This is a genomic window from Comamonas sp. FG99, from assembly GCF_057808605.1.
This window is the reverse complement of record NZ_JBMDII010000007.1, coordinates 154756-166841: the sequence shown is the minus strand read 5'-3', so window position 1 is coordinate 166841 and position 12086 is coordinate 154756. Positions and strand designations below refer to the sequence as shown.

Sequence of the window (12086 nt, the reverse complement as noted above, 5' to 3'; positions counted from 1 at the left end):
CAAGCCTCAAGCCTCAAGCCTCAAGCCTCAAGCCTCAAGCCTCAAGCCTCAAGCCTCAAGCCGAGGCTGGCGCATAGTGCCGCGCGTGCGTTGGTTCGTATGTGCCGTTGGGTGCTGTCCGGGGCCCTGGGGCTCGCGCTTGCTGTGCCAGCAGGCGCGGCCGAGAGCAATAACTATGTGACCAGGGCACCCATCACGGTGGTTGACTGGGCCAATGGCCTGAACGTCGATCCGGCCACCGGCAATGTGATGATCGGCCACAACCACCGGGTGACCGTGTTGCCCAGGGGGCCGGGCGGGCAGAGCCCGCTACTGAGCTTCCCGACCCAGGGCTCGGCCAGCCCATCGGGGCCGGTGGTGTCGGGCGGCACCTACTATGTTCCGTACTATTGGTTCTTTGGCGAGGTGCGCAAGTTCGACGCCGGCGGGCAGGACCAGGGCACGGCATTCGTCGTGAATCCAGGTGGCAATGGCGACGGTATCTGGGGCATGGTGGGCGACTCGGCGGGCAGGCTGGTGATCGCCGCCCGCAGCCTGCCCGGCAGCAACGAAAACGGCGTGCTGGTGACCGACCTCGCGGGCAATGTGAAGTGGCAGCGCAGCATGGCCGCCGTCCAGACGGCGGTGGATGCACACAACAACATCTATGTTGCCGCCATCGACAGCAATGTGGTGCAGGTGTTCGACCCGGATGGCAAGCCCTTGCGCACGGTCGGCCCGATCGCGAAGGGTACCGTGGGCGGTGTGGCCGTCGACCAGCGGGGCTATGTCTACATCTCCAACTGGATCTGGAATGGAGCCGAGGCCGACTACCAGCTCGAGAAATACGACCCGGCTGGCGCCAAGGTGGCCACGGTGAGCGGATATGGCACACCGGGCGGCAACTACTACACCACGCCGCTGGCGGTCGATCCCGCCGGCCAGTATCTCTATGTGATGGCGCGCAACTGGACGGAGACCGTGGTCTTCGAGCAGATCACCCCGCTGCTGGCGCCGGTGCTGAGCGCCACGGGCTCCAATCCGCCCGCGGCCATCGACGCGAGTTGGCCCCCATTGGCCGACGACATCACCAGCTATTCGCTGGAGATCAGCCGGGACCAGGTCAACTGGACCAAGATCACCGTGCCGGGCGCGAACACCAGCCGCCGCATCACCGGGGCTGACTTTCCTGGCCTGGCTCCTGGCACCTACTACCTGCGCCTCAACGGCACCAACCCGGACGGCACCAGTCCCTACAGCGACATCGTGCCGGTGGTGATTCCGGCGCCGCCGGTCACGCCGCCTCCGCCCGTGGCGCCGAATCCGGTGCCTGTCGCCGGCCAATGGGCCTTGGCGGCCTTGGCCATGATGCTGGCGGCACTGGGCTGGCGCCGGCTGCGCGGCTGACAGGGCTTGTAAAACAAGGGCTCCGCAAGGAGCCCTTGTTCTTTTGCGGCCGGGCTTTGCGACAATGGCATGATCGAGCGCCTGAGAACGTAAACACGTTCAGAGACAAGGAAAATCCCATGAAGCTGATCGACTCCATCGTGACCCAGGCCGCAGGCATCGCCGCGCTGCGCCGAGACATCCATGCCCACCCCGAGCTGTGCTTCGAGGAAGTGCGCACCGCCGACCTGGTGGCGCAAAAGCTGACCGAGTGGGGCATTCCCATCCACCGCGGCCTGGGCACCACCGGCGTGGTGGGCATCGTGCACGGGCGCGACGGCGGCGCCTGCGGCCGGGCCGTGGGCCTGCGCGCCGACATGGACGCGCTGCCGATGCAGGAGTCCAACACCTTCGGGCACGCCAGCCGGCATAGCGGCAAGATGCATGCCTGCGGCCACGACGGGCACACCGCCATGCTGCTGGCCGCGGCCCAGCATCTCGCGCGCCAGCGCGATTTCGACGGCACGGTGTACCTGATCTTCCAGCCCGCCGAGGAGGGCGGCGGCGGCGCGCGCGAAATGATCAAGGAGGGGCTGTTCGAGCAGTTCCCCATGGACGCGGTCTTTGGCATGCACAACTGGCCCGGCATGGCGGCCGGCAACATGGCGGTGAGCAGCGGGCCGGTGATGGCGTCGAGCAACGATTTCAGGATCACCATCCACGGCAAGGGCGGCCATGGCGCGATGCCGCACATGGGCGTGGACCCGGTGGTGATCGGCTGCCAGATGGTGGCGGCGTTCCAGAACATCATCACCCGCAACAAGAAGCCCATCGACACCGGCGTGATCTCGGTCACGATGATCCACGCGGGCGAAGCCAACAACGTGATACCCGACCACTGCGAGCTGCAGGGCACGGTGCGCACCTTCAGCACCGAGGTGCTGGACCTGATCGAGGACCGCATGCGCCAGATCGCCGAGGGCTGCTGCGCGATGAACAACGCGCGCTGCGAGTTCCACTTCAACCGCAACTATCCGGCCACGGTGAACACGCCGGCCGAGGCTGCCTTCGCGCGGCAGGTGATGGTCGACATCGTGGGCGAGGAGCGGGTGCGGGCGCAGGAGCCGACCATGGGCGCCGAGGACTTCGCCTACATGCTGCAGGCCAAGCCGGGCGCCTATTGCTTCATCGCCAATGGCGATGGCGACCATCGTGACATCGGCCATGGCGGCGGGCCCTGCACGCTGCACAACCCGAGCTACGACTTCAACGACGACCTGATTCCGCTGGGCGCGACCTACTGGGTGCAGCTGGCAACCCGCTGGCTGGCGCAGCCCACCGCGGCGCGCTGAGCCGCCATGCTGCCTCTCGCGCAGTGCTTTGCCGGCAGCTACGGCCAGGCGCGCAAGCTGTTCCTGGAGGGCGCGGTGATCGCCGGCATGGCACTGCAGTCGCATGCCTGCCCGGTGCCGGGCGCGGACGGCACGGCGCTGGCGACCGATGTCGCGCTGGAGCTTGCGCCTGGCGGGGCTGCTGCGCGCCTGCTGGTGCTGGCGAATGCCGGCAGCCCGGCCGGCAGTGGCGTGCTGGCGTTTGCGCTGGGCGACGAGGACTGGCGCGCCCGCGCGCATGCGGCCGGCGTGGCGGTGCTCTATGTGCACGAGCCCTGGCTGGCTGCGGATGGGCCGCCCGGCAGCTGGCGCCAGGCCACGCTGCAGGCGGTGCTGCGCGAGCAGGCGGCGTTCGCTGGCGCGGTGCGCTGCCTGGCGCTGGGCGGGCAGCCGCAGGACGATGCCCTTCGGCAGGCGGTGGCGCAGGCCTGCCCCGGCGCCGCCTGCGCCCAGCTGGCGCTGGAGGCGGCCAACCCGCCAGCGCCGCGCGCCGCGCAGACGCCGCTGCATCCCGATACCTGGAAGGGCATCGCCATCAGCCGCTCGCGCCCGGCGCTGTTCGAGGCGCTGGCGCAGTTTGCATAGGCGACAGCCAACTGTTGCGGTGTCAGACAACGTCCATTGACGCCGCCGTCGGCCTGCCCACAATGGCTGTCATGAATATGTTGCAGTCGAAACTGGAAGCAAGGCTGGCGGCATTGCCGGTCTCTGTTGCATTGGAATTGCCAGGCGGCGAGTGGGTGGGTTCGCGGCAGGACGCCCGGGTGCGCCTGCACTGCCGCAGCGCGGCGGCGCTGGCGGCCCTGGCAGCGGGTGATGTGGGTGTGGTGGGCGGCGCCATCGTCGAGGGGCAGGTGGAGGTGGACGGCTCCATGCGCGACGCCATGGCCGCCGCGGTGGCGCTGATGCCGGCCGACCCGGTGCATGCGCGTTCCACCTGGTGGAGCCGGCTGCTGGCGCGCTCGCGCTCGGCCGCGCTGCACACCTTGACCAGGGACGCCGAGCAGATCCAGTTCCACTACGATGTGTCCGACGACTTCTATGCGCTGTGGCTGGACCCGCGCCGGGTCTATTCCTGCGCCTACTATGCCGAGCCCGGCATGGGCCTCGCCCAGGCGCAGGAGGCCAAGCTCGAGCTGATCTGCCGCAAGCTGCGCCTGGCCCGGGGCGAGCGCTTTCTCGACGTGGGCGCGGGCTGGGGCGGGCTGCTGCTGTGGGCCGCCGAGCACTATGGCGTCGAGGCCACCGGCATCACGCTGTCGAAGAACCAGCATGCGCATGTGCAGCGCCTGATCGAGCAAAAGGGCCTGTCGGGCCAGGTACGCATGCTGCTGCTGGACTACCGCAAGCTGGAGCCCGGGCAGCCTTTCGACAAGATCGCCTCGGTCGGCATGTTCGAGCATGTGGGCAAGGCGCACATGCTGGAGTACTTCCGTACCATCAGGCGGCTGCTCAAGCCTGGCGGGCTGCTGATGAACCATGGCATCACCGCCGGCGGCACCGAGAACGAGCAGCTGGGCGCGGGCATGGGCGACTTCATCGAGAAATACATCTTCCCCGGCGGCGAGCTGATCCATGTGAGCGCGGTGCTGCAGGAGATGGCCCATGCGGGCCTGGAGATGGTGGATACCGATAACCTGCGCCCCCACTATGCGAAGACGCTATGGGCCTGGTCGGACGCGCTGGAGGCCCGGCTGCCCGAGGCGCGGGCGGTGCTGCGGCAAAAGGGCGATGCCGCACAGGCCGAAAAAACCCTGCGCGCCTATCGCCTGTACCTGGCCGGCTGCGCCACCGGCTTCGAGCATGGCTGGGTGGCGCTGCACCAGATGTTGGCTGTCTCGCCGGATGGGTCTATGCTTACAGGCACCATGCCTGGGGCACAATCAGAATACCCGTTCACCAGGGCTTACATGTATCGTTGATTCACCCTGCTTTAGGAGGCTGCCATGCTCTACAAGTTTTCATCCCGCGCCACCGCCAATGTCATCCTGCTCGAGGCGGACGGCCGGCAGATCCTGCACATCATCGGCAAGGACTCCCATGCCAAGCAGGGCATCATCACGGTGGATCAGATCCCCGGCGCGATCGATGCGCTCAAGGCCGCGATGGCGCGCGAGGCCGCCGGCGAAAAGGCGGTGGACGCGGTGCACATCCACGCCGAAAAGCGCGGCCTTGACGATGACGACGTGGTGGACGACCTGGTGGGCCTGAAGCAGCGCGCGGTGCCCTTCATCGACATGCTGCAGCGCAGCGCCGCCGAGGGCTACGACGTGACCTGGGGCGTGTGAGCTTGCGGCGCGACGAGCCCCATTGAAAAATGCCCCCCACGCTTGCTCACTGCGTGTAGCCGCTGCCCCCCGAGGGGGCGTTTTTCATCTTGGGGCGGCCCGGCGATGAAAAACGACTGCCGCGGCAGTCGTTTTTTTGTGAGCGCGGGTGGATCAGTCCGCGTAGGCGCCCGCGGCCTTGATGATCGGGGTCCACTTGTTGATCTCGGCCTGCACGAAGGCCTTGTGGCCGGCCGGCTCCACGCGCTTGTCGTTGGCGACCACCGCGCTCAGCTGCTCTTCGCGCTTGATGAATTCGGGGTCTTTCAGCGCCACCTTGAGCGCGTCGTTGACCTTCTTGAGCACCGCTGCCGGCGTGCCCTTGGGCGCGTACAGGCCATGCCAGATGGTCACTTCGAAGCCCTTCAGGCCCGACTCGTCGAGCGTGGGCAGGTCCTTGAGCGAGGGCGTGCTCAGGCGCTGCTTGGTGGTCACCGCATAGGCCTTGACCTTCTTGGCCTCGATCTGGCCGGTGGTGTTGGTGGTCTGGTCGCACAGCAGGTCGACCTGGCCGCCCATCAGGTCGGCGATCGCGGGCGCGGCGCCCTTGTAGGGCACGGGCGTCATCGGCGCCTTGAGCGTGTTCTGCAGCAGCAGGCCGCACAGGTGCGAGGCCGAGCCGATGCCGGCGTTCGCCAGGTTGACCTTCTCCTTGTTGGCGCCGATCCAGGTGCTCAGCTCCTTGAAGTTGTTGGGCGGCAGGCCGGGCTTGCCGATCAGCGTCATCGGCACGTCGTTGATGATGCCCAGGTACTCGAAGTCCTTGAGCACGTCGAACGACAGCTTGCGGTACAGGATGGGCGCGGTGGCGACGCCGATGTGGTTGAGCAGCAGGGTGTAGCCATCGGGCTTGGCGCGGGCGGCCTTGGCCATGCCGATGGTGCTGCCGGCGCCGTCGGCATTGTCGATCACGATGGTGGCGCCGCCCAGCGGCTTGCGCAGTGCCTCGGCCAGGTCGCGGGCCACGCGGTCGGTGGGGCCGCCAGCGGTGAAGGGGACGATGATGGTGATGGCCTTGGCCGGGTAGGCATCGTCGGCATGTGCGCCAACCGCCGCCAGGGCTGCCAGCGCCACTGCGCTCCACTGCATGATCTTGCTGCGCATAGAGAGTCTCCGATAGAAAACGTTAAAGGCCGCAATATTACCGAGCGTTTATCGCGGTTTTCATGGGGAAACCCCTGTTTTTTCAGGATATTGCTGCAGTTTTTGGTGTGAAAGCCCCCGGCTTGAGCCAGCTCAAAAGGCGCTGGCGATGGCCGCGGCCGCGGCGCGGGTTTCCACGCCGAGCTTTTCGAACACATGCTCCAGGTGCTTGTTGACGGTGCGCGGGCTCAGGCCCAGGATCTGCGCGATGTCGCGGTTGGTCTTGCCCTTGGCGAGCCAGCCCAGCACCTCGGTCTCGCGCGGCGTCAGCGCCGCGTCCTGCAGGCGCTGCGCACTGGAGCCCGCATCCGCGGCGGCGCCGGCGTTTTCCAGGCGCAGCACCAGCATCGATTCGCCGATGCCGACCTCACCCACATGGCGCGCGAGCAGGCTGCCCTTGCCGCAGGCGATGCGGTTTTCGCGGCTGGCATGGGCCGATTGCAGCCAGGCGCCGGCAGCCGGCCCGTCGCTGCCGAAGGCCAGCTCCAGCCAGACCGAGGCCTGCGGCGAATGCCAGGCGATGCGGCCCTGCCGGTCGAGCACCACCGTGCCCATGCCCGCCACGTCCACCGCGGCCTGCGCCAGCCGCCTTGCGTTGGCGTTGTGCATGTGGCGCGCCAGCCGGGCCAGCACCTCGGGCAGCCTGACCGGCTTGACCACATAGTCCACGCCGCCGCTGGCAAAGCCTTCGACGATGTGGTCGGTCTCCGACAGGCCGGTCATGAAGATCACCGGCACATGGGCCCATGCGGGCCGGGCCTTGATCCTGCGGCACAGCGCGAAGCCGTCTTCGCCGGGCATGACGCAGTCGAGCAGCACCGCGTCGGGCGTGGCCATCTCGAAGCGCTCCATGGCTTCGGCGGCATGGCGCGCCACCAGCACGGTGTAGGACTCCTGGCTCAGTGCGTCGCAGAGAAAGCCCAGGGTTTCGAGCGCATCGTCCACGATGAGGACGACGCCGGCATGGGGGATGGTCAAGGGCATGGCTAGGATTCGGCGGCTGCGCCGGATTGCAGGATGCCGAGCACGGCGGGGAAGTCGAAACGCTGCGCCGCGGCATCCAGCGCCCGCAGCGTAGGCCGCAGCTCGGGGTAGCCGGTCTGGGCCGCCTCGATCATTCTGCGCAGCCCGGTGGCATTGCCGAAGCGCGCCAGCCGGATCAGGTCGGCATGCAGCGCGGCGGGCAGCGGTGCGGCCGGCGCTGGCGAGGGGGCCGAGGCCGCGATGCCCAGCTGCGGCTGCACCAGCGTGCCCTCGGTCCATTCGAGCGCCAGCAGCCGGGCCAGGGTGTCGAGCAGCTCGGATTCGAGCACCGGCTTGCCCACGAAGGCCTGGCAGGCCGCGCGCTGCAGGTTTTCGGGCAGGTTCTCGAACAGGTCGGCCGAGACGATGACGATGGGCAGCTGCGCGGGGCCGTACTGCCGGCGCACCAGCTGCGCGGTCTGCCAGCCGGTGAGGTCGTCCATGCTCAGGTCGAGCAGGAGGGCGTCGGGCGGCGCATCGCGGATGATCTCCAGGCACTCGCGACCGCTGGCCGCTTCGCGCACGATGAAGCCCAGCGCAATCAGCACCCCCGCGAGCAGCTGGCGGTGGATGGGCTGGTCGTCGACGATCAGCAGGGTCTTGCGCCCGCCCCGGTAGCCCGCGATGGCGCTGCGGGGCCGCAGGCTGCCGTCGTCCTGCGGCGGCGTGTGGATCTCGCTCAGGTACAGGCGCACCGAGAAGGTGCTGCCCTGCGGGGTGCTGGCCAGCGTCAGCTCTCCGCCCATCAGCAGTGTCAGCATGCGGGTGATGGTCAGGCCCAGGCCGGTGCCGGTGCTCGATGCCCGGCGGCCGGCGCTGCCGCGCTCGAAGGGCATGAAGATGCGCTCCTGATCCTGCGGCGCGATGCCGATACCGGTGTCGATGATGTCGAAGCGCACCACGTCGCTGTGGCAGTTGACCTGCAGGCCGATGCTGCCGCTGTCGGTGAAGCGGATCGCGTTGCTCAGCAGGTTGATCAGGATCTGGCGCAGCCGCTTGGCGTCGGCGCGTACCCATTGCGGCACCCGGCCCTGGGTGCGCAGGTGGAACTGCAGGCCCTTGGCCTGCGCCTGCGGCCGCACCATGCGGTCCACGGTGTCGAGGAACTCGGGAAACCGCAGCGGCGCGGGGTCGAGCCGCAGGCGGCCGGCCTCGATGCGCGCCAGCTCCAGCAGCTCGTCGATCAGCGAATGCATGTGCTGGCCGCTGTGCAGCATGGTGGCGATGTTCTCGCGTGCCGAGGCGGGCAGGTCGTCGCGCTTGAGCAGCAGCTGCGCATAGCCGAGGATGCTGGTGAGCGGCGTGCGCAGCTCGTGCGCCATACCCGCCACATAGCGCGACTTGGCCTGGTTGGCGGCCTCGGCATGCTCCTTGGCCGCCTGCAGCTGAAGGTCGGTGCGCGTGTGCGCCTCGATCTCCTGCAGCAGCATCTGGGTCTGGCGCTCGGACTCTTCGCGCGCCATGCGGCGGCTGTCGTTGGCCAGCACCACCCACCAGGCATACAGCGTGCACAGCAGCATCAGCAGCGAGAAGGCTTTGAGGAACGCCCATTTCATCTCGCTGCCGGCTGCGGCGCCCAGGCTCTCCTGCCAGTACACCACCAGCAGCGCCAGCGCCATCGGGCTGGCCAGCAGCACCAGCGTGCCGGCATAGGAGGCGAGGCGGAAGTTGATGCTGTGCCTGATCGGCGGGGGCAGCAGCCGCTCGCCCAGGCTGCGCCACTGCACGCTGGCGCGCGCGTTGGCGGGCTTGCAGCGGTCCTGGCAGCGCGAGTCGAGCGAGCAGCACAGCGAGCAGATGGGCGCGCCGTAGGCGGGGCAGCGGGCCATGTCGGCGCGCTCGAAGCGGTTCTCGCAGACCGCGCAGATGAGCGTGGGCTGCTCGAAGCTCTCGGGCTGGCGGGCGATGTACCAGCGCCCCCGCGTGGCCCAGGCCAGCAGCGGCGACACCAGCAGCGCCAGCGCCAGCGCGATGTGGGGCGCGAAGGCGCTGGCCATGTCGCCCAGCACGCCCGAATACGCGATGCCGGCCACCGCCGCCGCGATCAGCATGGTGCCCAGGCCGACCGGGTTGAGATCGTACAGGTAGGCGCGCCGGAACTCGGCGCCCGGCGGGCTCAGTCCGAGCGGCTTGTTGATCACCAGGTCGGCCACCAGCGCGCCCACCCAGGCGACCGCGATGCTGCTGTAGATGCCCAGCACCTTCTCCAGCGCGCCGAAGACCCCGAGCGTCATGATCAGCGTGGCGATCATCACGTTGAACACCAGCCAGACCACGCGCCCGGGATGGCTGCGGGTGAGGCGCGAGAACACATTGGACCAGGCCAGCGAGCCGGCATAGGCGTTGGTGACGTTGATCTTGATCTGCGCGATGACCACGAAGGCCAGCGTGACCCACAGTGCCGCGCCATAGTCGCCGAGCATCGCCGAGAAGGCGGCGAGGTACAGGTGCGTCGGATCAGAGGCCTGCGCCACGCTTGAGCCATACTGCAGCGCCACATAGGCCAGGAATGCGCCGCCCAGCATGCGCAGCATGCCCATCAGGATCCAGCCGGGGCCGCCCAGCAGCACGCAGATCCACCAGCGCCAGCGGTTGGCGGGCGTGCGCCGGGGCATGAAGCGCAGGTAGTCCACCTGCTCGCCCACCTGCACGATCAGCGCGAAGATCACCGTGGAGGCCGAGCCGAAATACAGCCAGCTGAAATCCGCGCTGCCCGAGACCAGCCCGGCAAGGCCGGTCATCTCGTGCGCGAAGCGGGGGTGGGCGAATGCCAGCCACAGGTAGGGCGCCAGCAGCATCAGCGCCCACAGCGGCTGGGTCCAGGCCTGCAGGCGCGAGATGAAGGTGATGCCGTACAGCACCAGCGGAATCACCACCAGCGCAGATGCGATGTAGCAGGCCACCAGGGGCCAGCCCAGGGCCATCTGCAGCGCCAGCGCCATGATGGCGGCCTCCAGCGCGAAGAAGATGAAGGTGAAGGTGGCGTAGATCAGCGAGGTGAGGGTCGAGCCCAGGTAGCCGAAGCCGGCGCCGCGGGTGAGCAGGTCCATGTCCAGCCCGTAGCGCGCGGCGCACACCGAGATCGGCAGCGCCGTCAGGAAGATCACCAGCCCCATGGCCGCGATGGCCCAGGCCGCGTTCGTGAAGCCGTAGGCCAGCGCGATGGCGGCGCCGATGGCCTCCAGCGCCAGGAAGGACAGGCCGCCCATCGCGGTGTTCACCAACTGCCATTCGCTCCAGCGCCGCGCGCTTTGCGGCGTGTGGCGCAGCGCATAGTCCTCCATGGTCTCGTCGGCGACCCAGGCGTTGTACTGGCGGCGGATCGGAAAGATCTTCTGGGAAGCTTGGCCCATGGAAAGCGGTTCGGGTGGATGCATCAAGAGATAAAGCAATATTCATACCCGATTTCTGAAATGCTGCGCTGCATCAAAATAATATTCATATAAAACAATGGCTTGAATGGTGGCTACGTCAAATGACGTATGGGTGCTTCGCCGCCGCGCTCCTAGAGTTCGCAACAGGTTCCAACCCGTTACCACTTGAGGAGAAAAGCATGACTTCCGACTCGAATAGCTCCCTGCGCCGCCGCCGCCTGCTCCAGGGCCTGGGCGCCATCGGCATGGCGGGCCTGCCCATGCTGGCCAGCGCCCAGACGCCGCCCACCGCGCAGGTCAACACCACCAAGCTGGCGGTGACGGACACCGAGGTCGTGGTCGGCCAGCTGCATTCGTCGACCGGCACCATGGCGATCTCCGAGACCGGCTCCATCCAGGCCGAGCAGCTGGCCATCGACCAGATCAACGCCATGGGCGGCGTGCTGGGCCGCAAGATCCGCGTGATCAAGGAAGACGGCGCATCCGACTGGCCGACCTTTGCCGAGAAGGCCAAGAAGCTGCTGATCAACGACCATGTGGCCACCGTGTTCGGCTGCTGGACCTCGGCTTCGCGCAAGGCGGTGCTGCCGATCTTCGAGAAAGAAAACGGCCTGCTGTACTACCCCACCTTCTACGAAGGCCTGGAGCAGAGCAAGAATGTGATCTACACCGGCCAGGAGGCGACGCAGCAGATCCTGTGGGGCCTGGAATGGGCCAAGAAGGAGAAGAAGGCCGGCAAGGTGTTCCTGGTGGGCTCGGACTACATCTGGCCGCGCACCTCGATGAAGATCGCGCGCAAGCACATCGAGGCCTTCCAGAAGGGCAAGGTGGTGGGCGAGGAGTACTACCCGCTGGGCAACACCAACTTCAACTCGCTGATCAACAAGATCAAGGTGGCCAAGCCCGACCTGATCTTCGCCGCGGTGGTGGGCGGCTCGAACGTGGCCTTCTACAAGCAGCTCAAGGCGGCGGGCATCACCGGCGACAAGCAGTTCCTGCTCACGCTGTCGGTCACCGAGGACGAGATGCTGGGCATCGGCGGCGAGAACTTCGCGGGCTTCTACTCCAGCATGAAGTACTTCCAGACGCTGGACAACCCGAACAACAAGAAGTTCGTCGAGGCCTTCAAGGCCAAGTACGGCGCCAAGTCGGTCATCGGCGACGTGACCCAGGCCGGCTACCTCGGCCCCTGGCTGTGGAAGGCCGCGGTCGAGAAGGCGGGCAGCTTCGATGTGGACAAGGTGGTCGCCGCATCGCCCGGCATCGAGCTCAAGACCGCGCCCGAGGGCTATGTCAAGGTCGATGCCAACCACCACCTGTGGAGCAAGTCGCGCATCGCCCAGGGGCAGCCGGACGGCAGCTTCAAGGTGGTGGCCGAGTCGCCCGAGCTGATCAAGCCCGATCCGTTCCCCAAGGGCTACCAGTAACCGGCAGCCAATGAAGCCGCGCGCGGCGCGGCACCG

The 12086-nt window shown here is 67.6% G+C and carries 9 protein-coding genes; 6 read left to right on the top strand and 3 right to left on the bottom strand.

The window, feature by feature from the left end; all coding sequences use genetic code 11:
* Positions 1–177: 177 nt before the first annotated feature.
* The 5 genes from ACODRX_RS07200 (at position 178) to ACODRX_RS07180 (ending at position 5044) form a co-directional block, all read left to right on the top strand.
* On the top strand, positions 178–1386 hold the full coding sequence (locus ACODRX_RS07200; protein ID WP_488870551.1) for a hypothetical protein: 1209 nt from the start codon (positions 178–180) through the stop codon (positions 1384–1386).
* A 119-nt stretch (positions 1387–1505) separates the two neighbouring features.
* Positions 1506–2717, top strand: a complete 1212-nt coding sequence (locus ACODRX_RS07195) for a M20 aminoacylase family protein (RefSeq protein WP_488870550.1) — start codon at positions 1506–1508, stop codon at positions 2715–2717.
* A 6-nt stretch (positions 2718–2723) separates the two neighbouring features.
* Complete coding sequence (locus tag ACODRX_RS07190; protein WP_488870549.1) at positions 2724–3341, top strand: DUF2817 domain-containing protein; 618 nt, start codon at positions 2724–2726, stop codon at positions 3339–3341.
* Between the two features lie 71 nt (positions 3342–3412).
* Complete coding sequence (locus tag ACODRX_RS07185; protein ID WP_488870548.1) at positions 3413–4678, top strand: class I SAM-dependent methyltransferase; 1266 nt, start codon at positions 3413–3415, stop codon at positions 4676–4678.
* A gap of 24 nt (positions 4679–4702) precedes the next feature.
* Positions 4703–5044: a DUF1840 domain-containing protein gene (locus ACODRX_RS07180; RefSeq protein ID WP_488870547.1), complete on the top strand. Its 342-nt coding sequence runs from the start codon at positions 4703–4705 to the stop codon at positions 5042–5044.
* 153 nt (positions 5045–5197) lie between these two features.
* Here ACODRX_RS07180 and ACODRX_RS07175 read toward each other — a convergent pair whose 3' ends face one another.
* The 3 genes from ACODRX_RS07175 to ACODRX_RS07165 all read right to left on the bottom strand — a co-directional run bounded on the left by ACODRX_RS07175 (position 5198) and on the right by ACODRX_RS07165 (position 10602).
* Complete coding sequence (locus ACODRX_RS07175; protein ID WP_488870545.1) at positions 5198–6187, bottom strand: tripartite tricarboxylate transporter substrate-binding protein; 990 nt, start codon at positions 6185–6187, stop codon at positions 5198–5200.
* Positions 6188–6319: 132 nt separating this feature from the next.
* Entirely contained in the window at positions 6320–7210 is an 891-nt protein-coding gene (locus ACODRX_RS07170; RefSeq protein WP_488870544.1) for a response regulator, read from the bottom strand.
* A gap of 2 nt (positions 7211–7212) precedes the next feature.
* A complete protein-coding gene (locus ACODRX_RS07165) occupies positions 7213–10602 on the bottom strand; it encodes a hybrid sensor histidine kinase/response regulator (protein WP_488870542.1) in 3390 nt (1129 codons plus the stop codon).
* Positions 10603–10802: 200 nt separating this feature from the next.
* Here ACODRX_RS07165 and urtA point away from each other — a divergent pair, with 200 nt between their 5' ends.
* Positions 10803–12050, top strand: coding sequence for an urea ABC transporter substrate-binding protein (gene urtA / locus ACODRX_RS07160; RefSeq protein ID WP_488870540.1), 1248 nt, complete (start codon positions 10803–10805; stop codon positions 12048–12050).
* Positions 12051–12086: the final 36 nt, after the last annotated feature.

Bases quoted from the DNA above. Each gene is read 5' to 3' on its own strand.
- ACODRX_RS07195 (WP_488870550.1), top strand. From the start codon at position 1,506: ATGAAGCTGATCGACTCCATCGTGACCCAGGCCGCAGGCATCGCCGCG.
- ACODRX_RS07190 (WP_488870549.1), top strand. From the start codon at position 2,724: ATGCTGCCTCTCGCGCAGTGCTTTGCCGGCAGCTACGGCCAGGCGCGC.
- ACODRX_RS07185 (WP_488870548.1), top strand. From the start codon at position 3,413: ATGAATATGTTGCAGTCGAAACTGGAAGCAAGGCTGGCGGCATTGCCG.
- ACODRX_RS07180 (WP_488870547.1), top strand. From the start codon at position 4,703: ATGCTCTACAAGTTTTCATCCCGCGCCACCGCCAATGTCATCCTGCTC.
- ACODRX_RS07175 (WP_488870545.1), bottom strand. From the start codon at position 6,187: ATGCGCAGCAAGATCATGCAGTGGAGCGCAGTGGCGCTGGCAGCCCTG.
- ACODRX_RS07170 (WP_488870544.1), bottom strand. From the start codon at position 7,210: ATGCCCTTGACCATCCCCCATGCCGGCGTCGTCCTCATCGTGGACGAT.
- ACODRX_RS07165 (WP_488870542.1), bottom strand. From the start codon at position 10,602: ATGGGCCAAGCTTCCCAGAAGATCTTTCCGATCCGCCGCCAGTACAAC.
- urtA (WP_488870540.1), top strand. From the start codon at position 10,803: ATGACTTCCGACTCGAATAGCTCCCTGCGCCGCCGCCGCCTGCTCCAG.